Source organism: Lysobacter antibioticus, from assembly GCF_001442535.1.
In the GTDB taxonomy this organism is placed as follows: domain Bacteria; phylum Pseudomonadota; class Gammaproteobacteria; order Xanthomonadales; family Xanthomonadaceae; genus Lysobacter; species Lysobacter antibioticus.
In genome coordinates this window covers 500,623-515,742 of sequence record NZ_CP013141.1, presented here as the reverse complement: position 1 = coordinate 515,742, position 15,120 = coordinate 500,623, and the positions used below count along the sequence as shown (strand labels likewise).

Here is a 15,120-nt window from a genome sequence, read left to right as displayed (position 1 = left end):
ATTCGGGTGGACGATCACAGCGGCAGCGCGCCGAACACGCCGGCGCCCTTGTCCGCCGGTGCGGCGTAGTCGCGGAACGCGGCGAACAGTTCGCGGCCGAGACCGACGTGGTGCGAGGACAAGTCGACGACCGCGTTTTCCCGCTCGCTCCAATCGGCCGGCGCCAGCACGCTGAGGGTTCCGGCGATCGCATCGACGCGCAGCACGTCGCCGTCGCGCAGCTTCGCCAGCGGGCCGCCGCAGGCGGCTTCCGGGGTCACATGAATCGCCGCCGGCACCTGACCGGACGCGCCGGACATACGGCCGTCGGTGACCAGAGCGACGCGATGGCCGCGCTTTTGCAGCACGCTCAAGGTCGGAGTGAGCTGGTGCAGCTCCGGCATGCCGTTCGCGCGCGGGCCCTGGAAACGCACGACCACGATCACATCGCGATCGAGTTCGCCCTGCTCGAAGGCCTGCTTGACCTGATGCTGTTCGGTAAACACCCGGCACGGCGCTTCCACGGTCCAGCGGTCCTCGGGCACGGCCGAGACCTTGATCGCGGCGGTGCCGAGATTGCCGTCGAGCACGCGCAGACCGCCGTCGACCCGGAACGGTTCGGTCACCGGACGCAGCACCGCCGTGTCGGCGCTGGTCGGCGCCGACGGCACGTGCATGACTTGGCCAGCGTCGTCGAGGCGTGCCTCGATGCGGTAGCGCGCCAGGCCCGGGCCGGCCACGGTTTCGACGTCGCCGTGCAGCAGGCCGTGGTCGAGCAGTTCGCCGATCAGATAGGCCAGGCCGCCGGCGGCGTGGAAGTGGTTCACGTCGGCGCTGCCGTTCGGATACACCCGTGCCAGCAGCGGGACGACCGAGGACAGCGCGTCGAAATCCTCCAGGCGCAGTTCGATCCCGGCCGCAGCGGCCATCGCGATCAGGTGCAGCAGGTGATTGGTCGAACCGCCGGTCGCGTGCAGGCCGATCACGCCGTTGACGATCGCGCGCTCATCGACGATGCGGCCGATCGGCCGGTAGTCGTCGCCGAGCGCGGTGATCTGCGCGGCGCGCTGCGCGGCCTGCGCGGTCAGTGCGTCGCGCAGCGGCGTGTTGGGATGGACGAAGCTCGAACCCGGCAGGTGCAGGCCCATCAGTTCCATCAGCATCTGGTTGGAATTGGCGGTGCCGTAGAAGGTGCAGGTGCCGGGGCCGTGGTAGCTGCGCGCCTCGGCTTCGAGCAATTCTTCGCGCGAAGCGTCGCCGGTGGCATAACGCTGGCGCACCCGCGATTTTTCGTCGTTCGGCAAGCCCGAGGTCATCGGCCCGGCCGGCACGAAGATGCCCGGCAGGTGGCCGAAGTGCAGTGCGCCGATCAGCAGCCCCGGCACGATCTTGTCGCACACGCCCAGGTACAACGCGGCGTCGAACATGTCGTGCGAAAGCGCGATCGCGGTCGACATGGCGATGACGTCGCGCGAGAACAGCGACAGCTCCATGCCTTCGCGGCCCTGGGTGACGCCGTCGCACATCGCCGGCACGCCGCCGGCGACCTGCGCGGTCGCACCGGCCTCGCGCGCGGCGGTCTTGAGCAGGTCGGGAAACCGCTCCAAGGGCTGATGCGCCGAGAGCATGTCGTTGAACGAGGTGACGATGCCCAGGTTGGGCGCATGGCCCGAGCGCAGCGCGCTCTTGTCGCCGGCCGCGCAGGCGGCGAAACCGTGAGCGAGGTTGCCGCAGGACAGGCGCCGGCGTTGCGGGCCGCTGCTCAGCGCCGCATCGATGCGGGCGAGATAAGCATTGCGGCGCGCGCGGCTGCGTTCCTGGATGCGGTGCGTGACTTGCGCGACAACGGGATGCATAGGGGTATTCACGGGTACTCGATTCGTTCGGGGCGCCTGCGATGGCGCCGGCCAGTGCCCCCCTTCGAAAAAGGGGGGTTAGGGGGATTGGCTCTACCTACACCTTCCTGAGAAGCCAAGGCAAAAGCAAATCCCCCCGCGCCCGCCTAGCGGACGCAGCCCCCTCAAGAAGGGGGCGACAGCAAAGGCCTGAGCTTGGGAGGGGAGGGAGCCTGGGCCTGGCTGTCGAGGAGTCCAAGAGTGTTGCGGACTCCAAGGGTGGAGCGAGAGAGACGGAACGCGAAACGTAAATGGGGAATCGGGAATCGGGAATCGGGAACAGCAAATGCCGGGCAGACGATGCAGGCAACGGGATCAAGGACTCCAGTACAAGGTCGGTGTGACCGGTGCGCCGCTCAGCACTGAGCGGATCGGCAGCGCACTGCGCGGATCGCGCTGCGCGCCGTCGAGCACCGCGCGCTTCTTCTCGCCTTCGATGTGCAGGTACAAGGCCGGCGCGGTGAAAATCGCGCTCAGGGTCAGGGTCATGCGCGGCTCCGGCATCGCCGCGGTGCGGATCGACATCACCGGTGCGCGGCCGCGCGGTTGCAGGCCGATCTCGCGCAAGGCCGGATTGTCGTAACCCAGGTCGGGGAACAATGAGGCCACGTGGCCGTCGTCGCCCATGCCGAGCACCGCGACGTCGAGCGGCAGGCCTTCGTTGGCGATCTTGGTCAGCACCGGCATCAGCGCCGCTTCCGGGGTTTCGGTCGGGCGGTACAGCGGCAACAGACGCGCGACGGCGGCGTTGTGCTGCAACAGGAATTCGCGCAGCAGCCGTTCGTTGGAACGCGGATGCTCCGGCGGCAACCAGCGCTCGTCGATCGGCAGCACGGTCACCCGCGCCCAGTCCAGGGTCTGGGTCGACAAGGCCTGGAAGAAGCGCTTCGGCGTATTGCCGCCGGACAGCGCGATGCAGGCTTCGCCGTGGCGGGCGAGCGCGCCGCGCAGATCCGCCGCGACCTGTTTCGCCAGCGCTTGCGCGAGCTGCTCGCCATCGTCGAACAGACGCTCGTGCAACGGCAGGGGCAAGGGTTCGATCACTTTCAGTCGCTCAGCCTGCATCTTCATGCCAGGTCCTCCCATCGCGTTCGATCAAGGCCACTGCGGCGCTCGGGCCCCAGCTGCCGGCGGTGTACGGGCGCGGCGCGTCGGCGCTCGCGGCCCAGGCGGCACGGATCGGGTCGATCCATTTCCAGGCCGCGTCGACTTCGTCGCGACGCATGAACAGCATCGGGTTGCCGCGCACCACGTCCATCAGCAGGCGCTCGTAGGCATCGGCCTGACGCCCGCCGAAGGCCGCGGCGAAGCTCATGTCCAGCGGCACATGGCGCAGGCGCAGACCGCCGGGGCCGGGCACCTTGTTCATCAGCCACAGCTTCACGCCTTCATCGGGCTGCAGACGCAGTACCAGCTTGTTCGGCGCCAGCCGGCTGGACGGGTCTTGTTCGGTGAGGTCTTCGAAGATCGAATGCGGCACCTGGCGGAAGGTCACCACGATCTCGGACGAACGCTCGGCCAGGCGCTTGCCGGTGCGCAGGTAGAACGGCACCCCGGCCCAGCGCCAGTTCTTCACTTCGGCCTTGATCGCCACGAAGGTTTCGGTCAGCGACTGCGCGCCGAGCTCTTGCGCATAGCCTGGCACCGCGCGTCCGTCGACCGCGCCGGCCTTGTACTGGCCGCGCACGGTGGATTGCGCGGCATTGCCGTTCTCGATCGGGCGCAAGGCGCGCAGCACTTTCAGTTTCTCGTCGCGGATCGCGTCGGCGGCGAGCGACGACGGCGGCTCCATCGCGACTAGGCACAGCAACTGCAGCAGATGGTTCTGGACCATGTCGCGCAGCGCGCCGGACTTGTCGTAGTACGGCGCGCGCGATTCCACGCCGACGGTCTCGGCGACGGTGATCTGCACGTGGTCGATGTGCTCGGCCTTCCACAGCGGCTCGAACAAGGCGTTGCCGAAGCGCAACGCGGTCAGGTTCTGCACCGTTTCCTTACCGAGGTAGTGGTCGATGCGGAAAATCTGGGTTTCGGCGAACACGCGGCCGAGCGCGTTGTTGATCGCATCGGCGCTGACGCCGTCCTTGCCGAGCGGCTTCTCGACCACGACCCGGGTCTTGGGCCCGACCAGGCCGTGCGAATGCAGGCGGTCGCCGACCACGCCGAACAAGTCCGGGCCGACCGCGAGATAGAACACGCGGACGCGCTCTTCGTCGGGGAACTCGGCGGCGAACTCGGGCCAGCCGGCGTCGGAGCTGAGGTCGAGACGGCGGTAGTACAGCAGCCCCAGGAACCCGTTGAGGGCGTCGCCGTCGCGCGCCTGCTCGCCGGCGAAATTCTGCAGCGCCTCGCGGATCTTGCCGCGGTAGTCCTCGTCGCTGCGCTCGTCGCGGGCGATCGCGACGATGCGGGTGCCGGCGACGATCTGGCCGTCGACATAGCGGTGGAACAAGGCGGGCAGGAGCTTGCGCAGGGCCAGGTCGCCGGTGCCGCCGAAGATCACCAGGTCGAACGGGGCCAGCGGCGCCAGATGCGGGGCGTGGGAGGGGGTCGGCACGGAGTAGACACTCATGGGCGGGCTCGGACAGGTCTCGTTAGGAACCATACCAGTAAAGATACCAGTAAGATACCACTTCGACAAATTATCCATTTTTCAATCATTTACGCAGGCGAATCAGACACTTGTTGCCGCCAGTGGTCTGCGACTGGTATCTTTTTGCCATGCAGCCCTATTTGGTCAGCGAGTTCCGCCGCCAGAGCGACGCCCGACGCGCGCCGGCCTATCAGCACCTGCGCCGGTCCCTGCAGCACGCGATCGAAAACGGCGAACTGACCGCCGGCCAGGCCCTGCCGGGCGAACGCGAGCTCGGCAAGCTGCTCGACCTGTCGCGGGTGACTGTGCGCAAGGCCATTGCCGGGTTGGTGGCCGATGGGCTGTTGGTGCAGCGCCAGGGCGCCGGCACCTTCGTCGCCGAGCGCATCGTCAAATCGTTCTCGCGCCTGACCAGCTTCACCGACGACCTGCGCGCGCGCGGGCTCGACCCGCGCTCGACCTTCCTCGAACGCAGCCTCGGCGAGGTCACGCCGGAAGAAGCGATGGCCTTGAACCTGTCGCCGGGCGCGGGCGTGATCCGTTATTACCGCTTGCGCACCGCCGACGGCGTCGCGCTCGCGCTCGAACGCACGGTGGTGCCAGCTTCGGTGATCGCGCATCCCGACTTCGTCGAGAACTCGCTGTACGAAGCCTTCGCCAAGCTCGGCATCCAGCCGGCCCGCGCCCTGCAACGGCTGCGCGCGATCGCCTTCGACGCCGAACAGGCGCGGCTGATGAACCTGCCCGAAGGCGCCCCCGGATTGTTCATCGAGCGCCGCACCTTCCTCGACGACGGCCGCGTCGTCGAGTTCACCCGATCCTTCTACCGCGGCGACGCTTACGACTTCGTCGCCGAACTGCAGAGCGAACCCACGCCGTGACCACAGACACCCTGCTCGACGCCACCAGTACGCGCATGTACGCCGAGGCGCAGGAAGCCGGCGATGCCGTCGCCCGCCAGTTCGCCGCCAACGCCGACATCGTCGACGACCTCGCCGAGCGCCTGCACAAACATCCGCCGCGCTTCATCGTCACCTGCGCGCGCGGCAGTTCCGATCACGCCGCGACCTACGGCAAGTACTTGTTCGAGACCCAGCTTGGCTTGGTCACCGCCTCGGCCTCGCCTTCGGTCGGCTCGGTCTATGCGATCCAGCCCAAGCTCGACGGCGCCCTGTTCGTGACCGTGTCGCAATCGGGCAAAAGCCCGGACCTGGTGCGTAACGCCGAGATCGCCAAGGCCGCCGGCGCCCATGTCGTCGCCCTGGTCAACGTGACCGACTCGCCCCTGGCGCAGATCGCCGACACCGTGCTCGGCCTGCACGCCGGCCCGGAAACCAGCGTCGCGGCGACCAAGAGCTATCTGTGCTCGTTGGCCGCGCTGCTGCAACTGACCGCGCGCTGGAGCAACGACGCCGCCCTGTTCAACGCCGTGCACGCCCTGCCCGACGGCCTGCGCGAGGCTTGGCGCCAGGACTGGTCGCCGCTGGTCGACGGCCTGGTCGATGCGCACAACCTGTTCGTGGTCGGCCGCGGCCTCGGCCTCGGCGCAGCCCAGGAAGCCGCGCTCAAGTTCAAGGAAACCTGCGGCCTGCACGCCGAGGCCTTCAGCAGCGCGGAAGTGCGGCACGGGCCGATGGCGATCGTCGGCCCCGGCTTCCCGGTGCTCGCCTTCGCCCAGGACGACGGCACCGGCGACGGCACGGTGGCGGTGGCGCGCGAGTTCCGCTCGCGCGGTGCGCCGGTGTGGCTGGCCGCGCCGGGCGTGCCCGGCGGCGACGTGTTGCCGACCGCGCGCTCGGTGCATCCGGCACTGACCCCGCTGCTGACCGTGGCGAGCTTCTACAAGGCGGTCAACGCCTTGTCGGTGGCGCGCGGGCACAACCCGGACCTGCCGCCGCATCTCAACAAAGTCACCGAAACGGTCTGAGGCCCAGCATGTCCGCCACCGCGTTCGTCAACGGCCGCGTGCTCAGCGAGCGCGGCTTCGAGTCCGACCTGACCGTCATCGTCGAAGAAGGCCACATCGTCGCGGTGTTGCCGGGCCCCGCGCCGAGCGGCGCGCAAACCGTCGACCTGCACGGCCAGTACCTGGTGCCGGGCTTTATCGACACCCAGGTCAATGGCGGCGGCGACGTGCTGCTCAACGACACGCCCACGGTCGACGGCATTCGTCGCATCGCCGGGGCTCATCGCCAGTACGGCACCACCGGCCTGCTGCCGACCCTGATCAGCGACGACGTCGAGGTGATGGTCGCGGCGATCGACGCCGTGCGCGCAGCGATCCAGCAAGGCGTACCGGGCATCCTCGGCATCCATCTCGAAGGCCCCTACCTCGCCGCCGCGCGCAAGGGTGTGCACAACCCGGACAAGTTCCACACCCCGGACGAGGCAGAACTCGACCGGATCGCCTCGCTCGGCGTCGGCAAGACCATGCTCACCCTCGCGCCCGAACGCTTCGCCAACGCCACCCTGCAGGCGCTGGCCGCGCGCGGCGTGCTGGTCTGCGCCGGCCACACCGCCGCCGACTACGAGCGCCTGCGCGACGCCTTCGCCCACGGCGTGCGCGGCGTGACCCATCTGTTCAACGCCATGACCCCGCTCGGCAGCCGCGAACCCGGCGGCGTCGGCGCCTGCATCGAAGATCCGCACAGCTGGTGCGGCGTGATCGTCGACGGCGAACACGTCCACGACGCCTCGCTGCGCATCGCCATCGCCGCCAAACCGCGCGGCAAGATCATGCTGGTCACCGACGCGATGCCGCCGGTCGGCGGCACCCAGGAAGACTTCGTCCTCTACGGCGAAACCATGACCTGTCGCGACGGCAAGTGCACCACCGCCACCGGCACCCTCGCCGGCTCCGCGCTCGACATGGCCAGCGCGGTACGCAACACCGTGCAGCGCCTGGGCCTGCCGCTCGACGAAGCCTGCCGCATGGCATCGACTTATCCGGCCGAGTTCCTCGGCCTGGAGCATGAGCTGGGGCGCATCGCACCGGGCTATCGCGCCGATTTAGTCGTGTTGGACGACGAGTTGCGGGTGACCGGCAGTTGGATCGGCGGGTTGGCGTAACCGCCGCGCGCCCGCGTCGCTAGAACCGAACCCGCCGCAGCGATGCGGTACGTCGGCGATGCACTCGACGACACCCCTCAGTCGCCCTGCTCGATCGGATCGGCACGCGATGGCTCGCCAGGCGGGCTGCGCGTGGTGGCCAGGAACGAGCCCAGCAGCACCAGCACGAAGCCTGCGCACATGCCGTAGGTGAGCGGCTCGTGCAGCAGAGTCACGCCCAACAGCAAGGCCACCAGCGGATTGACATAGGTGATGACGGTGGCCCGCGCCGGCCCCGCCTCGGCGATCAGTGCGAAAAACAGCAGGAACGCCAGCGCGGTGCAGACCACACCCAATATCGCTACCGCTCCGGCCGCCTCGATCGTGATCTGCGCCGGCCATGCGCTGAGCATGAAGGGCAGGTAGGCCATCGCCGCCAACGCCAGCGAAGCGGCGATGACGCCCAACGGCGGCACATCGGACAGGTAGCGGCTGATGATGATCGGGCCCAGGGCATAGCCCAATGCGGTCGCGAGTGCGGCCGCCATCGCCCAACCGTTGGACACGTCGATGTCCAGGCCCACCAAAGCGCCTACGCCCGCCAGGCCGACGGTAAGCCCCACCAGCCGGCGGCCATCCAGCTTCTCGTGACCGCTCAGGGCCATCAGGCCGGCGGTCATCACCGGCACGGTGGCGATCAACAAACCGGCGGTGGAACTGTTGATGCGGGTCTCGGCATAGCCCAGCAACCACCACGGGATGCTGATCTCCACCACGGTGAATGCGAGCAAGGGCCGCCAGTGAGACAGCAGCGGCCGCAACGCGCCGCGTGCCGCCGCTATCGGCAGCAACAGCGCCGCGCCGATGAGCGTGCGCCCGAACGCGACCGACACCGGCGACACGTCGGCGACGGCGATCCGGATCAACAGATAGGGCACACCCCAGATCACGCCCAAGGCGAGGAACAACCACCAGGCGCGCCGGCTCATCGCGTCCTCCGGGCGAGCACGGTGCGCCAGGGGCCGTCCCTGCCGTCGAAGCGCGACGCCCAGTCGATCGCGAAGCCCGCACGACGCAGACGTTCGTCCAGCCCCGCCTCCGACCACAGCACCACCCGATAGTCGCCCGAGTCGCCGTGCTCCCAGAACTCGCCTTCGCCCAGCGGGTACGACAGCAGCAAAGCCCCCTCGGGGACCAGGGCCTGGGCCAGCTTGCGCAGCACGCCATCCATATCGCCGCGTTCGAAGTGCTGCAGCACGCACAGCATCAGGACGCCGGCATAGCGCCCCTCGATTGCGTCGGTGAGCAGATCGAACACCTCGGCCCGGCGGCCGCGCTGCACCTGGAATTCGCAGAAGGCCCGGGTCACGTCGGTGCGATGGACCGGCACCGCGAGCCCCTCCAGGAAATCCGCATCCCATCCGGGCCCCGACCCGATCTCCAGCACGCCGTCGCCGGACGGCAGCGCATCGGCGAGCCGCCGCAGCGCCTCCGCCCCCGCCACCGACGGCTGCCGCGACACCGAGGCGGCATAGTCGTGCGCGCATTTTTCGTAAGCGGCGACGGTACGGCGGTTATTGGGCTGAGACGATGCCATCGGAACGTTCTCCTGCGGTCGAGCCGTGTTGCCGACGCGCCATATAAACATACGGCGAGGCCGCTGGTTATGCCGACCTTATCGAAAGGCGCCGGGTCGCCATCGCGGTCTGCGCCGCGGGCATGGAGGGGTGCGGTCGATATCGACGCGAGACCGAAGCGGCGCGGTCGCGACTTGCGTCGCTCCTACCCAAGAGCGGGCGCGAACCACCAACCGTTGCCGTTGCCGTTGCCGTTGCCGTTGCCGTTGCCGTTGCCGTTGCCGTTGCCGAGATTTTGATCCGCTTTGCCGCTTTACCGGTTAAGTGGAGACCCGGAGGGCGCCGCACAGGACGTGCGGCGTTTTCCGATAAGACAGGGATGTCTTATCGGAAAATCCCGGCGCAGGCTGCGCGCTCGCAGGGGAGCTTCGTCAAGGAAGGCCTTTTCTTTGGTTATCTTTCTTTTGGGCCAGCAAAAGAAAGTAACCCGGCCGCGTCAGCGGACGGAAGCTTTGCTTCTGCTTCAGGCTTTTCAAAGACCAAGATCAAACGCCTAAAGCTTCCGCCACTAAAGCGGCGGGTTACTTTCTTTTGTCATAAGCAACAAAAGAAAGGTAACCAAAGAAAAATGCTTTTCTTTGAATCAAGAGCCCGCACGAGCGTTGCCGACGCAGGGATTTTTCATACGGGACATCCTTGTCCCGATGAAAAACGGCCTGCATCCATGCAGGCCGCCCTCCGGGTCTTCGGTTGCCTTCGCGAGCGCGAAGCTGCGCACAGCAACAGCAACAGCAACGGCAACGGCAACGGCAACATCTACGGCAACGACTTCTGTCGCTTGGCCTCGCCTCGCACGCCGACCGCGTGGACGAGCGCGGTCGCGACTTGCGTCGCTCCTACCCTGGGGTTACATGGGGCGACGACGCGAACATGAAACAACGCGCTTCCTACCCTGAAGCCACCTTGCGCCGCTGCGCCTGCCAATCGCTGCGCAACAACGCATACAAAGCCGTATCCGAAAATACGCCCTGCACGATCCAGCGCTCGCGCAGATAGCCCTCGCGCACGAACCCCTGTCGCTCGATGCTCTTGGTCGAGGCGGTGTTGCGCGGGTCGATGTCGGCCTCGATGCGGTTGAGGTCCATCGCCTCGAAACCGAAATCGATCAGCGCCGGCAGGGCTTCGCACATGTAACCGCGCGACCAGGCCGACACGGCCAGGGCATAACCGATTTCGGCGCGGCGGCAAGGCGGGTCGAGATTGAACAAGGTGCAGGTGCCGATCAGCGCGCCGTCGTCGACCCGCTGCAGGCCGAGGCGGAGGAAGTGGCCGGCGGCCATCGCCTCGCGGTCGCGGACGATCTGCGCATCGGCTTTCTCGATCGAATCCCACGGCGGCGAGCTGCCGTAACGCATCACCTCGGGATCGGCATAGATCGCCATCAAGGCGCCGGCATCGGCGGCGGCGAGCGGTCGCAACAACAAGCGTTGCGTGGACAGGACGACTTGGTCGAAGGCGGTCATGACGCAACTCTACCTGCTCGGCGATGCGGCTCCCAAACGCGGTGCAGTGTCTTGCGACTCAGCGCTCAGCGGCGGCGATCATCGCGATCCGCTCATCGAAATCGACGCGGTCGCGACATCCGAACCGATCCGGCCCTACTCGACCGCAGCCTCGGCCCGCATCGCGCCGCAAGCGGCGCAGTGACTCGCGCGCGGCGTGCGCAGCGGCTTGCCGCAATGCGCGCACGGCGGCCCGTACAGGGACAGACGATGGTGACGGATGGCGTCGGGCTTGGTTTCGAGCTGCCCGGTCATCCGGTAATACAGCTTGAGCGCGCCGCGGCCATGCGGCCGGGCCAAGGCAGTCTGCAGCGAGCTCGCCGTCGAGACACGGTAACGCTGCACTTCGGCGACGGCCTCATCGAGGGCCGGCGCCATCCGCTCCCATTCGGGTTCGGTCAGCATCGGCACGACGCGATCGCAGCGCCAGCAGTAAAGGTCTTGAGCCACAGGCTCTCCGGAGGGGCGCCCGACAACGAGGCTCGAAGCCGCGCGATGCTGCTGAACGGCGCGGCATCCGTCAATCTCCCCGGCAATACGCCCTGGTACGCCGGCACGGCGGCCGCGCCGACCGTCACACTCGACCGGGCTCACCGCCCGGCTCACGGCGCGATTGGGCCCAAAGGCTATAATTCCGAGTCTTTGCTCGGGCCCCGGCGCGCCACCGCCGTCCCGGCCGGGATGCCGTCCCGCCCCGCCAGCCAACCCGCGGCACCGCCGCGAGAGCCCGCCCATGACCAGCACCGCAGAACTCAGCTCGCCTTCGTCGGCTGCATCTCAACTCAATGCAGCCGACCTGACCAACAGCGTCCTCGATCCGGACTATTCGCTCGATCACAAGTACACCCGTCAGGAAGGCCGCATCTACCTGAGCGGCGTGCAGGCGCTGGTGCGCCTGCCGCTGATGCAGCGGCTGCGCGACCAGGCCGCCGGCCTCAATACCGCCGGCTTCATCTCCGGCTACCGCGGTTCGCCGCTGGGCGGCTTCGACCTGGAGCTATGGCGCGCGCGCAAGTACCTGGAAGCCTCCGGGGTGAAGTTCACCCCGGGCCTCAACGAGGACCTCGGCGCGACCATGGTCTGGGGCACCCAGCAGACCAACCTGTTCCCCGGCGCCAAGGTCGAGGGCGTGTACGGCATGTGGTACGGCAAGGGCCCCGGCGTGGACCGCACCGGCGACGTGTTCAAGCACGCCAATGCCGCCGGCACCAGCAAGTACGGCGGCGTCCTGGCCCTGGCCGCGGACGACCACGCCTGCCGCTCCTCGACCCTGCCGCACGGCTCGGAAGGCGAGTTCACCAGCGCGATGATGCCGATCCTGAACCCGGCCGGCGTGCAGGACATCCTCGACATGGGCCTGATCGGCTGGGCCATGTCGCGCTTCACCGGGCGCTGGGTCGGCTTCAAGACCATCGCCGAGACGGTCGAATCCTCGGCCTCGGTCGACGTCAATCCGCTGGCGCTGCAGATCGTCACCCCGGACGACTTCGTCATGCCGCCGGGCGGCCTGAGCATCCGCTGGCCCGACCCGCCGATGGACCAGGAAATGCGCCTGCACCAGTACGCGGTCAAGGCCGCGCAGGCCTTCGCCCGCGCCAACGGCATCGACCGCACGGTGATCGATTCGCCGAACGCGCGCCTGGGCATCATCACCACCGGCAAGAGCTATCTCGACGTGCTGCAGGCGCTGGAGTACCTGGGCCTGGACGAACGCGCCTGCTCCGACCTCGGCATCCGCGTCTACAAGGTCGGCATGACCTGGCCGCTGGAACCGGTCGGCCTGCGCGCGTTCGCGCGCGGCCTCGACGACATCCTGGTGGTCGAGGAGAAGCACGCCTTCATCGAAAGCCAGATGAAGGAGTCGATGTACAACTGGGACGGTGAGCGCCGTCCGTCGATCGTCGGCAAGTACGACGAGAGCGGCGAGTGGATCCTGCCCTCGACCGGCGAGCTGACCCCGGCGCGCATCGCCGGCGTGATCGCGCGGCGCATCCAGCGCTTCCACAACTCCGAGCACATGGAAAACGTGCTGCGCTGGATGGCCGAGAAGGAAAGCGAACTCGCCCTGCCGCGCGCCTCGTTCCCGCGCGTGCCGCATTACTGCTCGGGCTGCCCGCACAACACCTCGACCGTGGTGCCGGAGGGCTCGCGCGCGCTGGGCGGCATCGGCTGCCACTACATGGTCACCTGGATGGACCGCGACACCAACACCTTCACCCATATGGGCGGTGAAGGCGTGACCTGGTCGGGCCAATCGGCGTTCACCGACACCGAACACGTGTTCCAGAACCTCGGCGACGGCACCTATTTCCACAGCGGCTCGCTGGCGATCCGCCAGTCGGTCGCCACCGGCGTCAACATCACCTACAAGATCCTCTACAACGACGCGGTCGCGATGACCGGCGGCCAGCCCGTCGACGGCACCTTGTCGGTGCCGCAGATCGCCCACCAGGTGCGTTCGGAAGGCGTGCACACCATCGTCCTGCTGTCGGACGACATCGCCAAGTGGAACAAGCGCGAGATCTTCCCCAGCGACATGGAGTTCCATGACCGCAAGGAACTCGACGCAGTGCAAAAGCGCCTGCGCGAGGTCAAGGGCACCAGCGTGCTGATCTTCGACCAGACCTGCGCGACCGAGAAGCGCCGCCGCCGCAAGCGCGGCAAGATGGTCGACCCGCAGAAGCGGGTCATGGTCAACACCCTGGTCTGCGAAGGCTGCGGCGATTGCGGCAAGAAGTCGTTCTGCGTGTCGGTGCTGCCGAAGGAAACCGAGTTCGGCCGCAAGCGCGAGATCGACCAGTCGAACTGCAACAAGGACTATTCCTGCGTCAACGGCTTCTGCCCGAGCTTCGTCACCGTCGAAGGCGGCGGCTTGAAGAAGAAGAAAGGCTCCTCGGCCAAGGACCGCCTGCAGAACCTGCCGGCGCCGCAGCTGCCGGCGCTCGACACGCCCTGGAACATCCTCATCACCGGCGTCGGCGGCACCGGCGTGGTCACGATCGGCGCCCTGCTCGGCATGGCCGGCCATCTGGAAGGCAAAGGCGCGAGCGTGCTCGACCAGACCGGCCTGGCGCAGAAGGGCGGCGCGGTCACCACCCACATCCGCATCGCCAAGACCCCGGCCGACATCCACGCCGTGCGCATCGCCGCCGGCGAGGCCGACCTGGTGCTCGGCTGCGACATGGTCGTGGTCAACGACTACTGGGCGCTGTCGAAGGTGCGTGCCGGCCGCAGCGCGGTCGTGCTCAACACCTACGAAGCGATGCCGGGCACCTTCACCACCCGCCCCGACATGCAGTTCCCCGCCGCCGACATCGTCGCCGCGGTGCGCCAGGCGCTGGGCGGCGAAGAGCCGCTGCTGGTCGATGCGACCCAGCTCGCCACCGCCCTGCTCGGCGACGCCATCGCGACCAATCTGTTCATCCTCGGCTACGCCTGGCAGCGCGCACTGGTGCCGATCTCGTTCGATGCCCTGATGCGCGCGGTCGAGCTCAACGGCGCCGCGATCGAGATGAACAAGACCGCGTTCGCCTGGGGCCGCCTGGCCGCGATCGACCCGAAAGCGGTCGCCGAAGCCGCCGGCCTGGTGCGCAACGCACCGACCGCCGCCGAAGCGACGCCGCACGCCCTGCCGCACCTGGCGCCGGGCGAATGGGAAGGCAACGAATGGGGTGCGACCTCGGCCCCGCGCGCGACCCGCAACGAAGACGAACTGCGTCATGTGCCTGCGAATGCCGACAGCGACAACGTCGCCTTCCTGCCGCTCGACGACCTGCGCCTGTCGCGTTCGCTCGACGAGTTGATCTCGCGCCGCGTCGCCTTCCTCACCGAATACCAGGACGCAGGCTACGCCAAGCGTTACGCCGACTTCGTCGCCAAGGTCCGCGCGGCCGAGCAGGCCAAGGCGCCGGGCTCGACCGATCTGGCCGAGGCGGTGGCGCGTTATTCGTTCAAGCTGATGGCCTACAAGGACGAATACGAAGTCGCGCGCCTGTACACCAGCGGCGATTTCCAGCGCAAGCTGGAGCAGCAGTTCGACGGCGACTACAAGCTCAAGTTCCACCTCGCGCCGCCGCTGCTGGCCAAGAAGGACGACCAGGGCCGCCTGATCAAGCAGGAATTCGGCCCCTGGGTGTTCACCGCGTTCAAGTGGATGGCGAAGTTGCGCAAGCTGCGCGGCAGCAAGCTCGACATCTTCGGCTACACCGAAGAGCGCAAGATGGAGCGCCAGCTGATCGCCGACTACGAGCAGACCGTGACCGGCCTGCTGGCGACCCTGGACGGCGGCAATGTCGATCTCGCCGCCGAAATCGCCAGCGTCCCGGAACACATCCGCGGCTACGGCCACGTCAAGGAAGCGCACCTGCACAAGGCCAAGGAGCGCGAGGCCGAGTTGCTGAAGGAATACCGCAACCCGCTGCGGATCGTACAGGCGGCCTGAGCCTCGCCGGCGTCAAACAAAAAGC

Annotated in this window: 12 protein-coding genes; 5 read left to right on the top strand and 7 right to left on the bottom strand. The window is 67.8% G+C overall.

The window, feature by feature from the left end; translation table 11 throughout:
• Positions 1 to 14 precede the first annotated feature (14 nt).
• The 3 genes from edd to zwf form a co-directional block, all read right to left on the bottom strand.
• Positions 15 to 1,835, bottom strand: a complete 1,821-nt coding sequence (gene edd / locus GLA29479_RS02135; RefSeq protein ID WP_057919538.1) for a phosphogluconate dehydratase — start codon at positions 1,833 to 1,835, stop codon at positions 15 to 17.
• Positions 1,836 to 2,189: 354 nt separating this feature from the next.
• Positions 2,190 to 2,945 carry a 6-phosphogluconolactonase gene (gene pgl / locus GLA29479_RS02130; protein ID WP_248842784.1) on the bottom strand — a complete coding sequence of 252 codons (756 nt, stop codon included), beginning with the start codon at positions 2,943 to 2,945 and terminating at the stop codon, positions 2,190 to 2,192.
• A complete protein-coding gene (gene zwf, locus GLA29479_RS02125) occupies positions 2,929 to 4,446 on the bottom strand; it encodes a glucose-6-phosphate dehydrogenase (RefSeq protein WP_057970639.1) in 1,518 nt (505 codons plus the stop codon). Before zwf ends, pgl begins: the two co-directional genes overlap by 17 nt.
• A gap of 149 nt (positions 4,447 to 4,595) precedes the next feature.
• On the opposite strand from zwf, the gene GLA29479_RS02120 reads away from it, so the two are divergent.
• Genes GLA29479_RS02120 through nagA form a run of 3 tightly spaced genes read left to right on the top strand, consistent with a single transcriptional unit; the run spans position 4,596 to position 7,536 of the window.
• On the top strand, positions 4,596 to 5,348 hold the full coding sequence (locus GLA29479_RS02120) for a GntR family transcriptional regulator (RefSeq protein WP_057970638.1): 753 nt from the start codon (positions 4,596 to 4,598) through the stop codon (positions 5,346 to 5,348).
• 35 nt (positions 5,349 to 5,383) lie between these two features.
• A complete protein-coding gene (locus tag GLA29479_RS02115) occupies positions 5,384 to 6,394 on the top strand; it encodes an SIS domain-containing protein (protein WP_057920262.1) in 1,011 nt (336 codons plus the stop codon).
• Between the two features lie 8 nt (positions 6,395 to 6,402).
• Positions 6,403 to 7,536, top strand: a complete 1,134-nt coding sequence (gene nagA / locus GLA29479_RS02110; RefSeq protein WP_057970637.1) for an N-acetylglucosamine-6-phosphate deacetylase — start codon at positions 6,403 to 6,405, stop codon at positions 7,534 to 7,536.
• 77 nt (positions 7,537 to 7,613) lie between these two features.
• Here nagA and GLA29479_RS02105 read toward each other — a convergent pair whose 3' ends face one another.
• Together GLA29479_RS02105 and GLA29479_RS02100 are read right to left on the bottom strand one after the other, a co-directional pair.
• Positions 7,614 to 8,504, bottom strand: a complete 891-nt coding sequence (locus tag GLA29479_RS02105; protein ID WP_057970636.1) for a DMT family transporter — start codon at positions 8,502 to 8,504, stop codon at positions 7,614 to 7,616.
• Entirely contained in the window at positions 8,501 to 9,112 is a 612-nt protein-coding gene (locus GLA29479_RS02100; RefSeq protein ID WP_057970635.1) for a class I SAM-dependent methyltransferase, read from the bottom strand. Before GLA29479_RS02100 ends, GLA29479_RS02105 begins: the two co-directional genes overlap by 4 nt.
• A gap of 359 nt (positions 9,113 to 9,471) precedes the next feature.
• Between GLA29479_RS02100 and GLA29479_RS25145 the strand changes: the two genes are divergently transcribed.
• Positions 9,472 to 10,026, top strand: a complete 555-nt coding sequence (locus tag GLA29479_RS25145; protein WP_169795602.1) for a hypothetical protein — start codon at positions 9,472 to 9,474, stop codon at positions 10,024 to 10,026.
• Positions 10,027 to 10,039: 13 nt separating this feature from the next.
• Here the strand turns inward: GLA29479_RS25145 and GLA29479_RS02095 are convergent, their stop codons facing one another.
• Together GLA29479_RS02095 and GLA29479_RS02085 are read right to left on the bottom strand one after the other, a co-directional pair.
• Complete coding sequence (locus tag GLA29479_RS02095) at positions 10,040 to 10,615, bottom strand: GNAT family N-acetyltransferase (RefSeq protein ID WP_057970634.1); 576 nt, start codon at positions 10,613 to 10,615, stop codon at positions 10,040 to 10,042.
• Positions 10,616 to 10,750: 135 nt separating this feature from the next.
• Positions 10,751 to 11,104, bottom strand: a complete 354-nt coding sequence (locus GLA29479_RS02085; protein ID WP_144436313.1) for a hypothetical protein — start codon at positions 11,102 to 11,104, stop codon at positions 10,751 to 10,753.
• Positions 11,105 to 11,387: 283 nt separating this feature from the next.
• On the opposite strand from GLA29479_RS02085, the gene GLA29479_RS02080 reads away from it, so the two are divergent.
• Positions 11,388 to 15,095 carry an indolepyruvate ferredoxin oxidoreductase family protein gene (locus GLA29479_RS02080; RefSeq protein ID WP_057970632.1) on the top strand — a complete coding sequence of 1,236 codons (3,708 nt, stop codon included), beginning with the start codon at positions 11,388 to 11,390 and terminating at the stop codon, positions 15,093 to 15,095.
• The last annotated feature ends 25 nt before the right edge of the window (positions 15,096 to 15,120 follow it).